23 protein-coding genes and 1 pseudogene are annotated in these 19,844 nt (G+C 46.9%); 18 read left to right on the forward strand and 6 right to left on the reverse strand.

The window, feature by feature from the left end; genetic code table 11:
* Position 1: 1 nt before the first annotated feature.
* The gene (locus AABA11_RS00340) at positions 2-946 is read right to left on the reverse strand and encodes a 4-hydroxyproline epimerase (RefSeq protein ID WP_338264496.1); all 945 of its coding nucleotides are present in this window, start codon (positions 944-946) and stop codon (positions 2-4) included.
* Complete coding sequence (locus tag AABA11_RS00345) at positions 940-1,911, reverse strand: dihydrodipicolinate synthase family protein (RefSeq protein ID WP_338264498.1); 972 nt, start codon at positions 1,909-1,911, stop codon at positions 940-942. Before AABA11_RS00345 ends, AABA11_RS00340 begins: the two co-directional genes overlap by 7 nt.
* 170 nt (positions 1,912-2,081) lie before the next feature.
* Here AABA11_RS00345 and AABA11_RS00350 point away from each other — a divergent pair, with 170 nt between their 5' ends.
* Positions 2,082-2,435: a hypothetical protein gene (locus tag AABA11_RS00350; protein WP_338264500.1), complete on the forward strand. Its 354-nt coding sequence runs from the start codon at positions 2,082-2,084 to the stop codon at positions 2,433-2,435.
* Between the two features lie 58 nt (positions 2,436-2,493).
* Here AABA11_RS00350 and AABA11_RS00355 read toward each other — a convergent pair whose 3' ends face one another.
* The 3 genes from AABA11_RS00355 to AABA11_RS00365 form a co-directional block, all read right to left on the reverse strand.
* The gene (locus AABA11_RS00355; RefSeq protein ID WP_338264502.1) at positions 2,494-2,874 is read right to left on the reverse strand and encodes a helix-turn-helix domain-containing protein; all 381 of its coding nucleotides are present in this window, start codon (positions 2,872-2,874) and stop codon (positions 2,494-2,496) included.
* Between the two features lie 28 nt (positions 2,875-2,902).
* Positions 2,903-3,202 carry a type II toxin-antitoxin system HigB family toxin gene (locus tag AABA11_RS00360; RefSeq protein ID WP_338264504.1) on the reverse strand — a complete coding sequence of 100 codons (300 nt, stop codon included), beginning with the start codon at positions 3,200-3,202 and terminating at the stop codon, positions 2,903-2,905.
* Positions 3,203-3,339: 137 nt separating this feature from the next.
* On the reverse strand, positions 3,340-4,281 hold the full coding sequence (locus tag AABA11_RS00365; RefSeq protein ID WP_338269612.1) for a dihydrolipoyl dehydrogenase family protein: 942 nt from the start codon (positions 4,279-4,281) through the stop codon (positions 3,340-3,342).
* A gap of 31 nt (positions 4,282-4,312) precedes the next feature.
* Between AABA11_RS00365 and AABA11_RS00370 the strand changes: the two are divergent.
* From AABA11_RS00370 to AABA11_RS00395, 6 genes and pseudogenes are all read left to right on the forward strand, one after another.
* A pseudogene (locus tag AABA11_RS00370) lies at positions 4,313-4,393 on the forward strand (TetR family transcriptional regulator); the annotation flags it as partial.
* A 12-nt stretch (positions 4,394-4,405) separates the two neighbouring features.
* A complete protein-coding gene (locus AABA11_RS00375; RefSeq protein WP_338264505.1) occupies positions 4,406-4,795 on the forward strand; it encodes a hypothetical protein in 390 nt (129 codons plus the stop codon).
* An 80-nt stretch (positions 4,796-4,875) separates the two neighbouring features.
* Positions 4,876-5,814, forward strand: coding sequence for a lauroyl-Kdo(2)-lipid IV(A) myristoyltransferase (lpxM, locus tag AABA11_RS00380; protein WP_338264506.1), 939 nt, complete (start codon positions 4,876-4,878; stop codon positions 5,812-5,814).
* 103 nt (positions 5,815-5,917) lie between these two features.
* Positions 5,918-6,871, forward strand: coding sequence for an oxygen-dependent coproporphyrinogen oxidase (hemF, locus tag AABA11_RS00385; protein ID WP_338264508.1), 954 nt, complete (start codon positions 5,918-5,920; stop codon positions 6,869-6,871).
* Positions 6,872-6,917: 46 nt separating this feature from the next.
* Positions 6,918-7,730 (forward strand): shikimate dehydrogenase, encoded by an 813-nt coding sequence (aroE, locus tag AABA11_RS00390; RefSeq protein ID WP_338264509.1) that lies wholly within the window; start codon positions 6,918-6,920, stop codon positions 7,728-7,730.
* Positions 7,731-7,765: 35 nt separating this feature from the next.
* Positions 7,766-8,926: a GNAT family N-acetyltransferase gene (locus AABA11_RS00395; RefSeq protein WP_338264512.1), complete on the forward strand. Its 1,161-nt coding sequence runs from the start codon at positions 7,766-7,768 to the stop codon at positions 8,924-8,926.
* A 41-nt stretch (positions 8,927-8,967) separates the two neighbouring features.
* Here AABA11_RS00395 and AABA11_RS00400 read toward each other — a convergent pair whose 3' ends face one another.
* Positions 8,968-10,659, reverse strand: a complete 1,692-nt coding sequence (locus tag AABA11_RS00400; RefSeq protein WP_338264513.1) for a flavodoxin domain-containing protein — start codon at positions 10,657-10,659, stop codon at positions 8,968-8,970.
* A 107-nt stretch (positions 10,660-10,766) separates the two neighbouring features.
* On the opposite strand from AABA11_RS00400, the gene AABA11_RS00405 reads away from it, so the two are divergent.
* The 11 genes from AABA11_RS00405 to AABA11_RS00455 all read left to right on the forward strand — a co-directional run bounded on the left by AABA11_RS00405 (position 10,767) and on the right by AABA11_RS00455 (position 19,842).
* Entirely contained in the window at positions 10,767-11,372 is a 606-nt protein-coding gene (locus AABA11_RS00405; RefSeq protein WP_265729597.1) for a PepSY-associated TM helix domain-containing protein, read from the forward strand.
* Positions 11,373-11,386: 14 nt separating this feature from the next.
* Positions 11,387-11,860 carry a DUF2271 domain-containing protein gene (locus AABA11_RS00410; RefSeq protein ID WP_338264516.1) on the forward strand — a complete coding sequence of 158 codons (474 nt, stop codon included), beginning with the start codon at positions 11,387-11,389 and terminating at the stop codon, positions 11,858-11,860.
* A 16-nt stretch (positions 11,861-11,876) separates the two neighbouring features.
* Positions 11,877-12,686 carry a DUF4198 domain-containing protein gene (locus tag AABA11_RS00415; RefSeq protein WP_338264518.1) on the forward strand — a complete coding sequence of 270 codons (810 nt, stop codon included), beginning with the start codon at positions 11,877-11,879 and terminating at the stop codon, positions 12,684-12,686.
* Complete coding sequence (locus tag AABA11_RS00420; protein ID WP_338264520.1) at positions 12,686-12,991, forward strand: hypothetical protein; 306 nt, start codon at positions 12,686-12,688, stop codon at positions 12,989-12,991. Before AABA11_RS00415 ends, AABA11_RS00420 begins: the two co-directional genes overlap by 1 nt.
* Entirely contained in the window at positions 12,978-13,418 is a 441-nt protein-coding gene (locus AABA11_RS00425; protein WP_338264522.1) for an SH3 domain-containing protein, read from the forward strand. The genes AABA11_RS00420 and AABA11_RS00425 overlap by 14 nt, the downstream gene beginning before the upstream one ends.
* Positions 13,419-13,426: 8 nt before the next feature.
* Positions 13,427-14,278 (forward strand): metal ABC transporter solute-binding protein, Zn/Mn family, encoded by an 852-nt coding sequence (locus AABA11_RS00430; protein ID WP_338264524.1) that lies wholly within the window; start codon positions 13,427-13,429, stop codon positions 14,276-14,278.
* Positions 14,275-14,973 (forward strand): metal ABC transporter ATP-binding protein, encoded by a 699-nt coding sequence (locus tag AABA11_RS00435; protein WP_338264526.1) that lies wholly within the window; start codon positions 14,275-14,277, stop codon positions 14,971-14,973. The genes AABA11_RS00430 and AABA11_RS00435 overlap by 4 nt, the downstream gene beginning before the upstream one ends.
* Positions 14,963-15,859, forward strand: coding sequence for a metal ABC transporter permease (locus tag AABA11_RS00440; protein ID WP_265729603.1), 897 nt, complete (start codon positions 14,963-14,965; stop codon positions 15,857-15,859). The genes AABA11_RS00435 and AABA11_RS00440 overlap by 11 nt, the downstream gene beginning before the upstream one ends.
* Positions 15,850-16,593 carry a metal ABC transporter substrate-binding protein gene (locus tag AABA11_RS00445; RefSeq protein ID WP_338264529.1) on the forward strand — a complete coding sequence of 248 codons (744 nt, stop codon included), beginning with the start codon at positions 15,850-15,852 and terminating at the stop codon, positions 16,591-16,593. The genes AABA11_RS00440 and AABA11_RS00445 overlap by 10 nt, the downstream gene beginning before the upstream one ends.
* 230 nt (positions 16,594-16,823) lie before the next feature.
* Positions 16,824-19,022 (forward strand): TonB-dependent receptor, encoded by a 2,199-nt coding sequence (locus AABA11_RS00450; protein ID WP_338264531.1) that lies wholly within the window; start codon positions 16,824-16,826, stop codon positions 19,020-19,022.
* Between the two features lie 133 nt (positions 19,023-19,155).
* Positions 19,156-19,842 carry a Fe2+-dependent dioxygenase gene (locus AABA11_RS00455; RefSeq protein WP_265729606.1) on the forward strand — a complete coding sequence of 229 codons (687 nt, stop codon included), beginning with the start codon at positions 19,156-19,158 and terminating at the stop codon, positions 19,840-19,842.
* The last annotated feature ends 2 nt before the right edge of the window (positions 19,843-19,844 follow it).

The following is a 19,844-nucleotide window of genomic DNA, read 5'->3' on the forward strand; positions in this document are numbered from 1 at the left end:
ATCACACGGTTAATGTCACCCCGTGACGCAGCGGGTCTGTGGGATTCACGACCATGTTTGCTTCACGAGTAATAAATGCTTGCCCCGTAATAGAAGGGATAATGCCGCCTGCTTTGCTACCTGTTTGGTAACTTAAGGTGTAGCCGCTACCAATGGTGCTTTCTTGGTAAATTTCCTCACCTGGCGCTAAACGGTTATCGGCCGCCAAACAGGACAAGCGTGCTGAACTACCCGTACCACAAGGGGAGCGGTCGTAGGCATCATCTGGACACAAGACGAAGTTACGGGTGTGACCCTTATCCGTTAACGCCGGACCATAGAACACGATATGGTCAATGATGCCGCCATTTTCCCCTTCGATGCCGTTGGCATAGATGGTTTCACGAACCTTAATGCCGACTTCTGTGAGGGTGCGGATATTGTTGGGCAGAACGGGGGTTGGACTGTCATCCACAATAAAGAACCAGTTGCCGCCGTAGGCAATGTCCCCTACCACTTTACCCACGCCTTCTACATCCAGCTCGACGCCTTTCTTAAAGCGGTAACTTACGATGTTTTGCACAGTAACGGTGTTTTTGTCGCTTAACGTGACTTCGACAATGCCCACTGGCGTCTCGATCTTGTGGGTGCCGACACCGATCTTGCCAATATGAGCTAGCGTGGCGGCTAGGCCAATGGTGCCGTGACCACACATACCAATAACGGCCGCAGCATCGAAGTAAATGACTCCGGTGACACAGCTCGGATCGGTAGGCTCTACCAATAGCGCGCCGACCATGGCTTCTTGTCCGTAGGGCTCTACTACTAAGGAGCGGTAAAAATCCTTATGTTCTGTTGCTAGACGTTTCGCCCGATCTGACAAAGGCCCTGATCCAAGATCAGGGCCTCCTTCTAAAATTACTCGGGTCGGTTCGCCTTCTGTATGGCTATCGACGATTTTTAGCATTCTGTTACCTGCATATTGGACAGCACTCCACCTTGTTTTGACCAATCCGCAAACCAAGCTTTGAACAGCGAGTACTGTTGCTCACAGTAGTGGCGCTGAGCATCGTTCAGTTCATCCGTTTCGTTGAAGTGTAAGCGATACTCTTCTTCACCGTTTAGTACAAGTAGATATTTGAAGAACAGTACCAATTCTGGGCCTTCGTCAAAACTCGCCAAAACGCTGAATGCTTCTTCCAATTCTTTAGCGCGAACACGCGCTTCCGCATTGCCTTGCGCCGCCAGGCGAGAAAGATTGGCAAGCAACAACACTTCTTTAGGTAACGCGGTACCGATACCCGTGATGGCACCCACTGCACCGCAGTTAACGAAACCGTGGAATACCGCCGTATCCACACCCACCATCAACAAGACTTCGTCATCTTTAGAAGTAATGTTTTCCGCGGCATAACGTAGGTCTGCGTCGCCACCAAATTCTTTGAAACCGATCAGGTTCGGGTGTTCAGAACGCAGGCTGAAGAACAAATCTGCGCGTGTTGCAAAGCCGTACACTGGGCTGTTGTAAATGATGGCTGGCACATCTGGTGCGGCTTCTAAGATCGCTTTGAAGTGGTTACGTTGAGCCGCAATCACAGTGCCGCGTGACAACACGCGAGGAATGACCATCAAACCCGCTGCCCCCACTTTTTGTGCATGTGCAGCAAGTGCAACCGCCGATTTTGTATTGATCGCCCCCGTGCCCACCACAACAGGGATGCCTGCTTGAGTCAGGCGCTCTACGCCTTCCATACGTTGTTCGTCGGTGAGTAACGGCCAATCTCCCATAGAACCACAATAGACAACGGCAGACATACCCGCCGCGATCATTTCATGGCCTTTCTTCACTAACGCGTCGTAATCTGGTGTACGGTCGGCTTTACATGGTGTCATTAGAGCTGGCATTACACCGTTAAATACTGCTGTGTTCATAATTAGAGTTCTCTTCTGCGATGTTTCAGGATGTTAAGCGCTTATTGGATAAATGTATTTTGTATCCAAAATATACCTAGCGCAAAAAAGAGTCAATAACTGAAAGATGAGTTAAGGAAAAAGACAGATAAAATAGCGTAAAGTCATGTATTTCATTCTAGGAGCGATCATTGCCCTATTTAGATCAGTTTATGCAGCAGTGGAAAGCTTTTTTGACGCAGCAGCTTTCCCTATCGGGTTTGAGTTACCTTGTCTCAGACGCTGATGATGCTACGGATATTAAAGCGAATTCAATGGCGTATTTTGCTTGGTTGAGGACGCATTCCATTGAGCTTGTTGGAATTGATGAAGCAAGGGATGAAGTCGCTTGGGTGATGTTGGAAAAGCAATTAAAAGCTCTGGCGAATAAAGCCGAAAACGGCACATTTGATCTTGTTTCTAAGCTGCACCTTGAAGCAAACCAAATCCAGATAGTTCTCAATTTTAGCTATGATGACGAGCAACATATCGTTTATGTGAGTTGATAAGCATTTCAGACTAGATCTTGTATTTCATGATATGTAAAAGAGAAAAGCCGTTTGATCAAACGGCTTTTTCATTGTCTAAGCTATAGTCTTTAATCAAGCATTCTAAAGGGATGTGCAGACCTTTATTCAAGCTGCGGATCATTCTTAGGTTTAACGGTCTTTTTTTGTTTAAGATCTCGCTGACTCGACTACGTTGACCTAGATATTCGATTAGATCTGTATCCTTTAAATTCATTTGTTCCATGCGAAATTTAATGGCTTCGATTGGATCTGGTGGATCGATAGCGTGGTGCTTCTCTTCATAGGCTTCGGCAAGTGCCGCCAAAATTTCCATCTCATCGCCTTCTGGCGTATTCGGTTTAGCGCCACGTAGGCTACGCATGCGCAAAACAGCAGCGCCTAGATCGTCATCGTTTTTAATGGGTTTAATATTCATTTTCTCTCCTTTACTTAAAGTACCTCTACTAAAGTGAATTGATATCCACTTTGTCGTATTGTTTGTGAGTGCCTACGAACAGTACGTAGCAGTGAGAGCACTCGTAATCTATTTCAACAACTAAGCGGTATTTATTTCCGTGGATATTGAAGATTACCTTGTTATTTTTTACGACACTCGCATTACGATATTGCTCCTTTATATCGTGTGGTGTTTTCCATAAAGCATGTTTTGCTTCATCGTGCCATGCTTTTAGTGGCTGTTCAGAATCCTGAAATTCCTTTTGTTCCCAAAATTTTCTTAGAGTTCTTTTGGTGAATATTCTCATAAGTTTAGCTTTCCCTGCTTGAACTTTCCCATTATGGGAAAGCCTATTGCAAATTGCAATTCATTTTTCCCGTAATGGGAAAAGCCGACGAGAGTCGGCTTTTTATTGGATGAAGTAATATGGACGATTGAGTACGTTTACTTAACCTTCTTTGCTTTCTTATTCGGCATGTCGGTAATCGTCCCTGCACCGAGTTCCGCTGCTAAGCCGACGGTTTCGTGCAGGCTTGGGTGGGCGTGGATGGTTAAGGCGATGTCTTCTAATGTGGCACCTAGTTCGATGGCTAGGGTCAGTTCACCGAGCAATTCTCCAGCGTGGGAGCCAACAACTCCAGCACCTAAGATGCGCTCTGTTGCTTCGTCATAAATGAGTTTGGTTTTGCCTTGGGTTACCCCAGAGGCAATGGCTCGTCCGCTGGCTGTCCATGGGAAAATGGCGGTTTTAACTGGAATATCCTGCTTTTTCGCTTCGGTTTCGGTCAAGCCAACCCAAGCCACTTCTGGAAAAGTGTAGGCAATAGAAGGAATAGCAAGCGGTTGAAAATCGACCTTGTGACCCGCAATCACCTCGGCGGCGGTATGGCCTTGGTGAGAGGCTTTATGCGCCAGCATCGGGCCATGGGTGACATCGCCAATGGCATAAATATTGGGTACAGATGTTTGGCACTTATCATCAGTCAATACAAAACCACGTTCGTCTAATTTGACGCCGATGTCTGCAATGCCAGCGGTTTTACCATTAGGCGAGCGGCCAACGGCAACCAGTACTGCATCGACAGCGAGCTGGCGTTCGCCATCTTTGTCCTTCAAGGTAACGTTTAACGCTTCTGGCGTGGCTTCTATATCGGTTACTTGGGTGTTGGTTAAAAAGCTCATGCGATCTTTGTTTGCTTGTTCGAAGACACGCACTAGGTCTTTGTCTGCGCCAGTCATGATTTGCTCACCCAGTTCCGCCACGGTGATTTTCGCGCCAAGTGATTGATAAACAGTGGCCATTTTTAAACCGATAATGCCGCCGCCGAGAACTAATAAGTGTTCTGGGATACGTTCAAGTTGCAGTGCACTGGTTGAATCTAAAATTCGCGGGTCGTCATAAGGTGGCTATAACGCGTTTAGCTTCCGAGACATTGCTGACGCAGTGGGTATCAAGAGTGCGAGTGTTCACTATCATTATCCGACTAAAGGAGACTTGGTCTCTGCTGTGATGGCTCGTTACACCGAATCGTTCTCTATACAATTACCCGACCCAACAGACGAAAACTTAGATCCAAAAATTATGATCAATGGATTCATCGATGGCTTTAAAGCCAAGATAGTTGATCAGCATGACATGAGCTTGTGTACTATGTTGACCTCGAATAAGGCCACTTTACCTGAAGCGGTTTGTATTGAATTAGCCGCGTTCTATCAGCTGATCTTAGATTGGTTGACTCACGTATTTGTGCGTTTGGATAAGGTTGATAAAAACGCAGGATTCATGCAAGGGAGTCAATTACTGGCTAGTCTCCATGGCGCTTCGATTTTAGTGCAAGGCACGAATCAGCCCGATGTCTTTGATAAAGCTTTGTTTGAGTGGCGCAGTCGATATAAGTAAAACCAGTAAGATATTAATTTGAGGCATTTTATGATTGATGTATCATCAAGCTTTCATAATTCATGCGAAAAGTTTGCTTAATGAGTTCAGCCGAAAAGCACTTATACAATCCCACTTTTGAGTGGCGTTTTCTTTTGCCTAAGTATTGGCTGACGTGGTTGGGCGTGTTTTTCGCGTTACTGATCGCGTATTTACCTGTGTGTTGGCGCGACAAGTTGGCCAGCTGGATCGCCTGTCGATTGCTGCATACAAAAAGCGGTGCGCTTAAAAGAGCTCGTATTAACTTGGAGCAATGCTTTCCGGATAAATCGCTGGAAGAGCGTGAAACCCTTCTAAAAAGAAGCTTTCAAACGGCAGCGCAGTTTTTCATTGCGTATGGCGAGCTGATTGTCCGCAGTAAACGACACTGTGAAAATCGTTGCAATATTATCGGTGGTGAGCATCTGTTCCCGCTTTTGAATAGTGATCAAAATGTCATTGCTTTGGTTCCGCATTGTTGGGCCATTGATTACGCGGGCGTTATGTTGACGGCAAAAGGTCATAAGACTGTTGCCATGATTCGCATCCAAAAAAATCCAATATTGAATTGGCTGATTCATTTACAACGCATCCGCTACGATGCGCGTGTGTATTGCCGTAGTGCGGGTATTAAGCCCTTTATGTCTTCTATCAAAGAGGGGTATTTAGGGTATTACTTACCAGATGAAGATTTGGGAGCCCAGCATTCAGTGTTCACGCCTTTTTTTGCTGCAAACAAAGCCACCATGAAAGGCTTGGGGAAATTGGCAAAATTGAGCAATGCGAAAGTCGTTCCTATGCTCCCTGCTTACAATGCCGACACTGGCCGGTATGAATTGTTTATCTCCCCTCCTTTGGAAAATTTCCCCAGTGGCAGCGAAGAAACGGACGCCTTGATCATGAACCAAGCGCTGGAAGCGATGATCTCTAAACACCCAGAACAGTACATGTGGGTGTTGAATTTACTGCGCACTCGTCCAGACGGTTCGCGTCTTTATTAAAGAGTTCCTTCACGATACGTGTCTTTTCAGTGGTAAACTACGGCCTTAATGAGTAGGCCGTTTTTATTTATTCGATCCAAGACACAACAAGATGGAGCATTTCATGTCAGCAAGTTCACCCGCTACGGAAACGAATCTCGATGTTCAAGCCGTTAAAGCGTATCTCCTGTCTCTTCAAGATCATATTTGTTCGTCTTTAGAAAGCGTTGAACCTTCGGCACGATTTAAAGAAGACGCATGGGATCGCCCTAATGGCGGCGGTGGACGAACGCGAGTGATCGCGGGCGGCGATGTGATCGAAAAAGGCGGGGTGAACTTTTCACATGTTATGGGCGATAACCTTCCGCCGTCTGCGACTGCTGATCGCCCTGAACTTGCGGGTGGTCGTTTTGAAGCCATGGGGGTGTCTTTGGTGATTCATCCCAATAACCCATTTGCACCCACTTCCCATGCTAATGTGCGTTTATTCATTGTGTATAAAGAGGGTATGGCGCCAGTTTGGTGGTTTGGTGGCGGGTTTGATCTGACTCCTTATTATGGATTTGATGAAGACTGTGTCCATTGGCATCAAACGGCTTTCAATGCCGTTGAACCCTTTGGCGAAGGGTATTATGCTCGCTTTAAAACTTGGTGCGATGAATACTTTTATTTGAAACACCGTGGCGAGCCTCGTGGTATTGGCGGTTTGTTTTTCGATGACTTTAACGAAGGTTCTTTTGAGCAATGTTTTGCGATGATGCAGGCCGTGGGTAACGCCTACACTGAGGCGTACTTACCTGTGTTGAAGCGCCGCAAAGACTTGCCGTTTACCGAACAACAGCGCGACTTCCAATTGCATCGTCGTGGTCGATATGTTGAATTCAACTTGGTGTTTGACCGCGGCACGCATTTCGGATTGCAAAGCGGCTTGGGTCGAACCGAATCTATCTTGATGTCTTTACCGCCTGAAGTGCGCTGGACATACGAGTATCAGCTGGAGTCTGGCAGCGAAGAAGCCAAATTGACCGACTATTATCTGACGTCAAAAGATTGGCTTAATCTTGTCACATTGAGTTAATAAATAGCGCGATTATCGCCGTTTAACGTTGTTAAGAGGACGCATTTTGGATCAGTACGCCGTTGCAGGAAACCCCATTGCTCACAGTAAATCGCCCAGTATTCACACCTATTTTGCAGAGCAAACGAAACAAGAGTTGGTGTATTCGACTTTGTTGGGTGACGAGGTCGAGTTTGAAAACCAAGTCAGAGACTTTTTTGAAAAAGACGGCAAAGGCCTAAACGTGACGGTACCGTTTAAAGAACGCGCCTATGCCATGTGCGATATTTTAAGCCAAAGAGCAAAGCAAGCCGGTGCGGTGAATACTTTGCTGATGGGCAAAAATGGCGACCTGTTCGGCGACAATACCGACGGAATTGGCATGGTGAGAGACATTGTCGAAAACCAAAAGCAGAGCTTGACCGGCAAACGCATTCTTATTTTGGGCGCTGGTGGCGCGGTGCGAGGCGTGCTTGAGCCTGTTTTGGCGGAGAATCCAGAATCTGTCACCATCGCCAATCGTACTCTTGAAAAAGCCCAAGCTTTAGCGGATCAATTTGATTGTCTGGCGTCGTCTTTTGACGCGCTTGAAGGCGCTTTTGATGTCATCATCAATGGTACCTCCGCGAGTTTATCTGGCAGTCTGCCGCCATTAAAAGACGAATTAGTGAGCCCCGAAACCTGGTGCTATGACATGATGTACGGCAAAGAGCGAACCGTGTTTTTACAATGGGCGCATGAACGTGGCGCTGACGGGGCAGATGGTTTAGGTATGCTGGTTGGACAAGCCGCCGAAGCGTTTTATTTGTGGCGACAAGTACGCCCTGACACCGCCAGTTTGGTCGAGTCGATGCGCCAGCAAATGGAAGCCGCTAACTGAGCGTCGCGCAAGGGGCTCTCATAAAGGAAAGCAGTATGAAAGTGCAGTGGTTCAATTCGGTTGATCAAATAGGCGAAGCCAAATGGCAAGCGGCTATTGGGGAAACGCGTTATCCGTTTGCGCAATTTGCTTTTCATCAGGCGTTAGAACAAAGCAAAAGCATCGGCGATGGAACGGGCTGGTATCCTGAATACTTGTTGGTGATGGACGATGACGACAGTCCGCTCGCTATCGCTCCAACCTATTTAAAAACCCACTCCCAAGGCGAATTTGTCTTCGACTGGTCATGGGCGGATGCTTACCAACGTTACGGCATGCGTTACTTTCCAAAGCGTATTTGGGCGATACCGTTCTCCCCAGTGACCGGCGTGCGGCTTTTTTCACACCTTGATCCAAAAGGCGATGATGTACCGTTCTCGCATCTGTACCCAGCGCTTGCGGAGTTAATGACCCAAGCGAATCAAGAACGCGACTTTTCCAGCTGGCATTTGTTGTTTACCAAGCCAGAACACGCAGCCTTGTTTGCATCAAACAAAGATCTGGTACAGCGCATTTCCTGTCAGTTCCACTGGTTTAACCGTGGTTATAAAGACATGGAAGATTACTTGTCCCACTTCTCTTCACGCAAACGCAAAACTGCTCGTAAGGAACGCGAAAAAGTCGCGAAGGAAGGCATCACACTGACTCGAACCATCGGCCGCGACTTAACCCCAGCCGACATCGATTTTTTCTATCTGTGCTATCAATCCACTTACGCCAAACGCGGACAACAGGGTTATTTGACTCGCGAATTTTTCGCACAGTTAGCTGAAACCATGGGCGAGCAGATTCTCTTAGTTCAAGCCTATAAAAACGACGAGCCTATCGCCGCTTCTTGGTGTTTCTTCGACGATCATTCTTTATATGGCCGCTATTGGGGTTGTATGGAAGAGGTGGATTGCCTGCATTTTGAAGCCTGTTACTACCAAGGCATCGAGTTTTGTCTGGAAAAAGGGTTACAGCATTTTGATCCAGGCACCCAAGGGGAACACAAAATCGCCCGAGGCTTCGAGCCTGTTTTCAGTCACAGCATTCACTACATCGCCCACGAAGGCTTTCGTGACGCCATTGGCAACTTCTGCGAAGAAGAAGCGCAAGCCGTGCGCGAGTATCATCAAGATACCCAAGAAATGCTGCCGTTTAAGCGGGAAAGCTAGTAATCCCTTTCAATCTAATTAGCAGGCTAACAGAGATGAGATTAATACAAATCTGTGTGAAATTGAGACTGCCATTGTGGTTCTGGAAGAATGTCTTGCAGAGTCATCAGAACAGACTGCCCGAATCCCTCTCGACTGCCGCACACATAAACATTCGCCCCCTGTTCGGTCACCCAGTGTCGAATGTCGTTGCGTGACTGCTGTAACAGATTAGGAACATAGACCCCATCACTGCGTGACCATGCTCGATCAAACCGGTTAAGTACTCCTAACTCTTGGAGCGAAAGAAGATCTTGTGCAAAATAGTCATCATGTTCTTCGTATTGCTCACCAAAAAATAACCAACATGGTGCTTTGTCTTGAGACGCTTGGCGTTTTTTTAAAAAGCTTATAAAGGGGGCCAGTCCAGTACCTGCGGCAATCATAATCCATGGTACATTTTCCTTTGGGTGGAAAGTAACATGCTCACGCACACTGGCTGAAATACGATTACCAGGTGTCAACTGACTCAGCATCCCCGACGCCAGCCCAATGGTTCCATCCGTACGGATATGCTGACGCACTAACAGCTCTATTGTGTTGTCTTCGTAGGATGCAATCGAGTACAGACGTTCGTGCTCATCCTTTTGATCAGGCTGTACTGCCAATAGATCGCCGGCTTCGTAGCGCGCATTGGCACAAAACAATGTCACTCGATGAGCCAAGCGATGCACTTGTCCTGGGTTCAAGCATTCGTTCGCCACCACCGTATAGTCATCGTATTCAAATAATTCAGACGCAGTATGAATACCAAGCAACTCCCCTACTTGCTGCCACCAATGAGCGACCCCTTGGGGATCCATTCGATCGATTTCCGTTGTTGGAATGGCCCTTTGGTAGCCTTTTTTTTCTAGTAATTCAGACAAATAATGACCGAATGCACAAAATGTTTGGTACGTTCGATCCCCCAATGCGAGCACACTGAACTGGGTGTGAGAGGCAGCCGAGTTGGCCTCTTGCAATGTATTAACGAACCGTCGAGCGCTGTCGGGTGCTTCTCCTTGCCCATAGGTACTCACCACAAAGAAGACCCGTTGATAACGCTGCAATGTTTGCTCGGTCAGGGTCGAGATACAGGCAATGTCCATCAGTGCATGGGTGGTATCATGTAGGCGCTGCGCCAAATACTTCGCACTACCCGTTTGGCTGGCGTAGACAATAAGCGCCTGATTGTTGGTCTGGGCGATAGGTAAAAATCTGGCGGCCCAATGTGTGCAAAGCAACGCGACCATAAGTCTTAGTAATTCCCACCATGGCAATACCACTCCCCAATTTGGTAATAAATAGAGTGGTGAAACGATAAGCAAACCACAGGAAAACAAAGTGACGGCAGCATAAAGGCGATAGACTTTATTGAGCATGATAACCAAGCAAAAAAGCATCACAGCGGCCAGTAATACTTGGCTAGAAATCAGGACGCCAACGATAAGAAACCATTCTCTTTGGGTAAACACATGCCCCACTTCGCTCTCAGAGACATGCGCCAACATCCCCTCTTGCAGCTGGTATACAAAATGCCCTGAGAACTCAAAACTAATCAGAGTATCAAGTGAGGAATACAAGGGTAATGGGTGGCTCATGCCAAACTCTAAAGTGGCCCAAATATAACCAAGTCCAAATAGCATTCCCAAACACACCAACCGCATCGCGGGTTCAATCTGTCTTATCGTTTTGATTTGCCAAGAGGATGACACTGACGGCTCCGTTATAAAAACTTTTTGATAATGATTATTATTATATTGGAAAAAATAGTTGTAATCGATTATCATTAGCAAACAAAAACACATTTGAATGCTATTTAATGACAACCAGACTCTCAATCATCAACCGCTGGGCACGATGGCTACATATTTACAGCGCTGCGCCAGTTTTATTGCTGATGCTGTTTTTTTCTATAACTGGGGTGTTGTTGAATCATACCACCTGGCACTTGGGAGAGACGGTAAAGGCAAATCAAACTTTTGATTTGCCAGAATATTTACTTGAGCAGGATTGGCAAACGGAGTCAGCGAAAACGGCTTTAAGTGTCTTAAGTTGGCTGGACAAAGAGCATGGCATTCATGGAATTGACATCGAGATAAGCTGGGAACTCGAAGAGTCCCTGCTGATTCTCACCCTAGAGACACCGGAGGGTAGCTATACCGTTGAAGTTTACCCAGAGGATGAGGTCGCTGAGTTGTTTGTGCTCGATTTGCCATTTTTAGAAATGCTCAACAACTTACACCGTGGCAAACACGTGACGGGGTTTTGGCGCTTTCTTTCGGACTTAGCGGGTATTTGTATGTTCGTTTTTTGCGCCACTGGACTGTGGCTGCTATTGACCAACGCCTTACAACGACAAAGCACACTGAGCTGGGTTGGGCTCGGGTCAATTGTCATGGTAGTGACCATTTTTCTAATGCATTAACAAAGGAGAGCTTGATGCGCTCACTGTTTAAAACCTCTATGTTGGCCGCAACGCTAAGTTTTGCTGGTATCACGCATGCCGCGTCAATGGAGGTGTCTTTTGATATTCCTCAAGTGACAACGGGAAAGTATGCCCGCCCCTATGTGGCTATTTGGGCTGAGCAAGACAAAGAATCCAAACCGCTTCTGGTCTGGCACCTACAAGGACAAGAAGACAAATGGCTGAAAGACCTGCGTCGCTGGTGGCGCAAAATTGGCCGCTATGATGACCACGTTGACAGTTTAACCGGTGCGACAAAAGGTCCTGGTCATTACCAAGAAACTTTAGATCTTGGCGACTGGAGCGAGTTCACCCTGTACGTCGAAGCGGCCCGAGAAAATGGCGGTCGCTCTTTAGTGAAAACCAACATCGATCTAAATAACGCGCAAGCGTACAGCATCCCGGCGGATGCCGAAATCGGCCCCATCCAAATTTCCATTAACCCCTAAATAGTTAGGATTGAATATGTTCAAGACAAGTCTTTGTGCTTTGGCTGTCGTTGCGGCAAGCTCAAGCTTTGCTCACGACCTAATGGTGTTACCAAGCAAATCTATCCTGTCAGCTGTGCCTGCCAATGTTGCGGTTGACGTCACTGCAACGCATGACGTTTACCGTTTTGATAAAGCGGTTTCTCCTGACAATGTGACGGTTTACGGCCCTGACGGTAAGCGTATTCGTGACCTTGGCACCATGGTAAAAGGCGCAACACGTACATCATTTGATCTGGCCGTTACTGAAGAAGGCACTTACAAGATCACCTACGGCTCCAGCATGGCTGGCTACACGACCACTTATGAGATCGGTGAGCGTAATACTCGTAAGCGTCTACGTGGTAATCAGCAGGAAATGGCTGACCAAATCCCAGCGGATGCAAAAAACATCGAAACAACTAAAATGGGCCGTACTGGTGTGACCTACATCACCAGCAAAGCACCAACTGATACGGTATTAAAGCCAAGCAATCAAGGCTTTGAAATGGTGCCCGTGACTCACCCAGCCGATTACATTAACGGCGAAGAAATCGAAATCAAAACCCTAATGGATGGCCAGCCACTAGCGGGCGCGAAAATTGTAGTTAAATCAGAATCTGCAATGTATGGCATTGCCAAAGAGCCAGTTGAAGTCAGCACGGATAAATCCGGCGTTGCTAGCTTCACTCTAGACAATGCAGGTCGCTACAACGCAGCGGTTTCTTACAGTGGTCCAAGCAGTGACCCATTGGCAGATAAAGAGTCTTACACCGTTTTCTACACCTTTGAAGTGGTATACGAATAATGACCAAAGCTACCTTACTCATGGGTAGCCTAGTGGCTTTGCTTTCGAGCAAAGCCATGGCTCATTACCCAACCTTAGACTGCCAACTGGATCAGCAAGAAGTGGTTTGCGTGGCCGCCTACAGCGATGGTTCTGTCGCGTATAACGAGCACGTAGAAGTCCGTAGCTATGACGATGACGTGCTGCAAACACTCACCACAAATGACGACGGTGAAATTCGTCTCGCTCAGCCAGATGGTGAATATTACTTAATCTTTGATCCTGGCCATGAAGACCCTGCTGAGTTCGACTATGCCGAATTCTAATATTGAGATCATTGCACCGGCGGATGGTCGCGGGGAGACTCGTAACTTCCTATTGGTATGTGTTGTGGTGCTTGCTTGTGCCATCGGCTTGCTTTCTATGATTCATTCCTCACCTCAAAATGCCTTATCGGAACTGCCTAATCAATTCAGCAACCTAGCGACTCAGGTGAGCAACGCGGTAGAGGAAATCGAATTGCTGGAAGAAGCCGAGTTGATCAATGCACCTTATCAGTTGGCCGATCTCCCTTTCCCTACATATCAAAATCAGTCATTCATTCAGCTAGACGAACATTGCTTTAGCCTGTTCCAAGGACAATATGTGTTTGTTGTCGAACGTCACGAAGATGGCTGGGATGCTCACTGGGCACAGTCAGAACAAGCCGTTGACTGCCACGCTTCACTTGATTGGCATTCGCTTAACCAATAGGAACCCCCATGCGTTTACTTTTACTCAGTCTTTTGGTGTTACTCAGCTCTCAGGCAAGCGCCCGCTTGCAAGTTGGCATCACATTGCACCCTTACTATTCCTACGTGAGCAATATCGTGGGAGACAAAGCCGATGTGCTGCCGCTGATCGACAGTGGTTTTAACCCGCATAATTACCAGCTAAACCCTGCCGATATCGAGCGTTTGAACAATCTTGATGCCCTAGTCGTGAATGGCATCGGTCACGACATGTTTGCGACCAATACCGTTGATCGTCTCCAACCAAAGAACCTGACCGTCATTTACGCCAACAAAGATGTCCCTCTGATCGGGCACGATGAAAAAGTAAACCCCCATACCTTTGTCTCCATTGATGCCGCTATTCGTCAGGTTTATACCATTGCTAAAGAGTTGGGTGCTTTGGATCCAGACAACAAATCATACTTCCTCAAGAATGCGCTGCAATACGCGAAAACGCTAAGAGCGTTAAAGAAACCGGTTCAGCAAGCACTGTTGAATAAAGACGTCAGCAAGCTGCGCATTGCCAGTACTCATGGCGCCTACGCTTATTTACTTCAAGAGTTCGGCTTAACCGTCTCTGCGGTAATCGAGCCAGCCCACGGTGTTGCGCCAACCGCATCACAACTGGAAGAAACCATCGAAACCATTCGTCAGCAGAACATTGATGTACTGTTCACCGAGCTGAACATGGAAAACAAATACGTGGATCTGATTGAACGCGAGACAGGGATCAAAATTTATTACTTCAGCCATATGACCCATGGCGCTTATAGCAAAGACCAAGTCGAGCAAGAAATGGGGCACAATTTGAGCAAACTTGCCGAGGCACTGAGTTCATGATGGGACCAAGTCTTCATTTATCTAATGTCGGTGTCACAGTAAAAGGACAAGTCCTCGTAACACCACTAAGCCTGCAACTGAAGGGCGGCTTGTGGCACGGTATTGCTGGCCCCAATGGCGGTGGTAAAAGCACCTTACTCAAAGCCATTGCCGGCCTTCACAATCATGTGGGGGAAATCGCCTTACATTGGCCGTCGGATCGCGGACAGATCGGCTACATGCCTCAGTTATCACCTTTTGATGCATCTCTTCCCGTGACAGCGCTGGATTTCTTGCGAATGCATTGCGATAGGCAACCTGTGTGGCGTCGCTATCGTGGCAACCCCAACATAGAGCAAGTCATTGAAAAAGTTAACATTAAAGGGCTGCTCAGTAAGCGCCTTGGCACCCTATCGTCAGGGGAGCGCCAGCGCATCCTATTAGCGTGCGCCCTAGTGAACAAGCCCGATATTTTATTGCTGGATGAGCCGCTTGCAGGGGTCGATAAGGCGGGTCGAGAACAAATTATCGAGATTCTTAGCGCCTTTAAAGCGGAGGGTGGCTCACTCATTATGATCGAACATGACTGGCAAATCTTACAGGCTCATTGCGATACCCTGTCATGGATTGATGGGAGCTTACAGCACCACGATTTTCCTGACGCTATTTTTACCAAGATAAACAGTCATCATATAGGTCTTCGTCATGCTAGCTAATCTGCACAGTTTCTTTTCAGGGCTAGTGGACGCTGGCATGTTACCGACCATGTTCAGTTATGGCTTTGTGGTCAATGCTTTTATCGCCTGCCTGATGATCGGCCCTCTACTCGGTTTATTAGGCACCTTGGTGGTGGTAAAGCGCTTGGCGTTTTTATCTGAAGCGGTTGGACACAGTGCGTTAACTGGTGTCTCTATTGGCATTTTGATGGGAGAGCCCGTAACCGAACCATGGATCAGTTTATTCGCTTTCTCAGTCCTGTTTGCTCTAACACTGCAATGGGTCCGAGGCCGAACGACTGTTCCCTATGATGCTTTGATTGGGGTGTTCCTAGCCTTTGCTTTGGCGCTCGGGGCAGCATTACTGATGTTTGTCGCGAAGAAGATTAATGCACACCTAGTGGAACAAGTGTTGTTTGGCTCTATCTTAACGGCCTCTGCCTATGACTTAGTGATATTAGCTATCATCACCAGCGTGGTGTTAGTCCTCGCGTTTTTCAGTGCCAACGAGGCGTATTTAAATGCCCTCAGTCCCGATATTGCTAGGTCTCGCCGCATTCGTACCACGCTACATGATTATGGCTTTGTGCTTCTGATTGCATTGGTCACGGTGGCCGCTGTCAAAATCATCGGCGCCATCTTGGTCGGGGCTCTGCTGTTAATCCCAGCCGCCAGCGCCAGATTAATGGCGAGAGACTTGAGAGGTATGGTGGGTTATTCCGTCTTGATTGCTACCACCAGCGCCCTCATTGGTGTAGTGCTGCCTATGTATATGAAATGGGCGATTGGTACAGGCCCTGCCATCATTCTGGTGGCGTGTGTTTGGTTTGTTATCGCCATCTCTGTTTATTCATTGCGTAAAGAAGGGCAACCGGCATGCGTATAATCTTTGTTAGCCTCTTCATGTTACTTGCCAATATTGGTCAAGCTGCCAATATTGCGACAGTGTCACCAATCGCTCATAGCATGAGTCGCACTTTAGTCGAAAATACGCCCATTGAGGTTACCTACTTACCCCCTACTCGCTTACCGATCAACCGTATACCGAGTTGGTTAAATCGCTCAGCAACGGAGCCCATGGAGCACTTTGATGCCATCGTCAACATCAGCTCTATGCGTCCAGACCTCGCATTTTACGTGCCTTTGCGCAGTCGCAATATTCGCATTGTGCCGATTGATATTGCCAAGGCTATGATTCCTGGTGGGGAGCAAGTGGCGACCCATCAAGCCGATGAGTACTTCTGGCTAAACACCAATAACGCCTTACTCATGCTCGGCATTTTAAAGCGAGACTTATCCACCCTGTGGCCAGAGTACGCAGAGCAGATCAGTCAAAACTATCAAGCGACTAGCGCTGCGTTACGTCAGTTAGCACTGGACATTGATGATGCATTACTGATGAAGGGTTACGACGCCATTCATCTGGATAAGTCGTCATTAGAGCCGTTTAGCAAGGGGTTATTGCTGCCCACACTTGATCCTTCTGACGCAGAGGGGTTAAACATGATCACTCTCTCAAGCAAAGCTTCAGCAAGCACTTGGCAGGTAGACGACTTCAGTCGCTATAGTGATGTGCCGTTTATTGAGCGCTGGCAACAAGCCATCCAATCCATGCCGTAACAGCTGTTTTTAACGCTCTAATAGAGCGTTTTTCTCTCGACTATCTTGCTCGTCTACCAAAGCGGAGCTCTGTTTTCAGGGCTCCGCTTTTTTATGCTCAAATTAAATGAATGAAAATTTAATGTAAAATAACGTAAATTCACTATTCAAATAATACTCATTATCGATTAGCATCTCCTTCTCATTAAAAATATAAATAACTCTAATATAAATTTTGTATGGATAAACGAATGAAAAACGCGGCTCATAGTTACACTCCTTTCAAAGTAGCACCCATTGCTATCGCGGTCAGCTCTGCACTCGCACTGATGAGCTCAGCAGCTCTTGCAGCAGAGCAAAGCGACATTGAGTTGGAACAGATTGAAGTGGTTGATACAGCACAAGATGGTTATGTGGTGAAATCCGCTGCGAGTGCGAAATACACGCAGGAATTGGTAGATACGCCTCAGACAATCAATGTGGTCAATGAGCAAGTTTTAGAAGACCAAGGCATTACTTCTCTCGAAGATGCTTTGCGTAACGTATCGGGCGTTTCTACTTTTGGCGCTGGTGAAGGCGGTGGTGGTAACGTAAACACAACAGATAATGTGACGATACGTGGCTTTGATGCAAATGGTAGTATTTACTCCGATGGCATCCGTGATGTAGCTGGCTACAGTCGCGATACGTTTAACACAGAACAAATTGAAGTAGCGAAAGGTGCCAATGGTACTATTTCAGGCAAAGGTTCAGCAGGTGGATCGGTTAACTTAGTAACCAAAGCAGCCAACTTACGTGGTGACAAAAACAGCATCAGCGCCTCTTATGATGAAGGTGACACCGCCCGATTAACTGGTGACTTCAACAAAGTATTATCTGAAGACAGCGCCCTTCGCTTAAACCTGATGACTGAACAAGGTGGCGATTACTGGGACAACGGTGAAGAAGAATACAAAAGTTACGCCATTGCACCCTCTTATTTCACTAAGGTCAGTGAAAACACAGACTTAACCATCAACCTTATGCATATGAAGCAAGACAACACTCCTGTGATTGGCTTGCCGTTCATTACTGAAACTGTTGCAACTCAAACAGGTTTATCTGAGGGTATGATTGCAGAACAGTATTGGAGTAATTACTACGGCGTCAAAGGACTGGATTTCGAAGAGGTCGATGCCACAACCCTAACCGCGATTATCAACCATCAACTTAATAACCGCTGGGCTTTTCGCAACCAAACTCGTTTTGGTGTAACAGAAACCAAGAGCATTATTACACGTCCTTGGGCAAACTCAGATGGCACCTATAGTACTGAGCGAGCGAGTACTAACTTTAGCGAGAACCAACTGGCCGTTTCACAGTTTGACTTCTTAGGTGAAATCATAACCGGCTCAATCAAGCACGATCTTGTGGTTGGTGCAGAAATTTATCAAGAAACACAAAAGACACCAAATGTAAGCTTGGATAATGTGGTGCGTTCACAAACCAGCTACGATGCAACAAACCCTGGTGTTACCACGGCAACAGGCTCGTACACAGTGGATGGCTACTCCAAAGATGCTACTGCAACAGGCTTAGCCGCTTACTTAAGCAACACTGCCACGTTAAATGATCAGCTTCAATTAGCTGGTGGCGTGCGACTTGAGAAATACAAGATCGACAGTACACAAAATGTTGGTCGCGGCTCGAGCGCTACATCCGTTAGTGCTGTCGATAAATCAGACCTAATTAGTTGGCACACGGCAATTAATTTTAAACCAACCAACAACGGTAGTATTTACGCCTCTTTTGCTAATAACCAAGAACCTAACGGCAACAACTTATCATTGAATGGTCGTAGTGCTGAGCAAGTAGCAGAATACACAAGCCTAGATCCTATTGAGTCTATCACCGCAGAGGTCGGTACGAAGTGGGAGCTATTTGACGACAAACTTTTGTTGGCCGCAGCGGTTTTCCAAACAAGAAAAGACGTTTACCAAACAGTTGATAATGTCTTGGAAGCATCCGGTGAGCAAGAAAGCAAAGGGGTGGAACTGTCTGTTACAGGCCAACTGACCGATACGGTTAGCATCACTGCTACCTACACTCATCAAAATGCGAAAGTGACTGAATCCTCATCATCGGATGATGTGGGCGATGGATTAAGCTCAGCTCCTGAGGAATCCGCTAGCGTTTGGCTTTCATACAAAGGCGAGAAACTAGGTTTAGGACTAGGCGCAGAATATACATCTGGCAATGACTACTGGCGTCGTAGTGAGGTCTACTTCACAACAGGCGAAGTAACTTTGGTTAATGCCATGGCGAGCTATGCCTTTACTGAAAACTTGTCAGCACAGTTAAATATTAGCAACCTAACGGATGAGCGTTATGCATCAGACTACAGCGCTAAGGGGCACTTCTTGCCTGGCAACCCACGCAATGTAAAAGCAACAGTGAAGTACGATTTCTAAGACGACTTCAATCTAGCTAAATAAGAGCCAAGTGGCTCACCTTTTTTCGCTCTTACAAAGTAGCTGTGTTAGTTTTAGCGCAGCTGCTTTGTCGTTTTAGCTTTCCATTTACCCTCATAAGAAGCGTTTCAACATGTTGTTACACCTCAAAGATATTCTTACCAAAGAGCAAGTCAAAGAGATTCGCCAAGCCTTAGATCAAGCCAATTGGCAAGACGGTAAACTCACCGCTGGTAATGCATCACGACAGCAGAAAAGCAACTTACAACTTAACCAAGAAGACCCATTAGCCCGCAAGCTAGGGGACTTTTTATTGCATACCCTAAGTCAACGAGAAGACTTTATGGGCAGTGCGCTACCAGCCAAGATATTCCCGCCGATGTTCAATCGCTATGAAAGAGGCGGGGCTTTTGGCTTCCATGTGGATAACGCTATCCGCCAGGTGCCCAATACACCAGTAAAGATTCGCACCGATTTGTCGATGACGATTTTCTTGAGTGAACCAGAAGAATACGAGGGTGGCGAGTTGGTCATCCAAGATACCTTTGGCACCCAAGAAGTAAAGCTGCCAGCAGGAGATATGGTGCTGTACCCTTCAACCAGCGTACACAAAGTTAACCCTGTGACCAAAGGCGCACGTGTCAGCTCCTTTTTTTGGCTACAAAGCTTAGTGTCCGATAACGAACAGCGTCGCACGCTACATCAGCTTGATCAAAGTATTCAAGGTCTTAGAAAAGAACACGGCGAAGAAAGCGAACATATCCAAAACCTAATTTGGGTGTACCACAACCTGCTTCGCCAATGGAGCCAAACCAACTAATG

This window comes from Marinomonas pontica, assembly GCF_036322735.1.
In the GTDB taxonomy this organism is placed as follows: Bacteria; Pseudomonadota; Gammaproteobacteria; order Pseudomonadales; family Marinomonadaceae; genus Marinomonas; species Marinomonas pontica.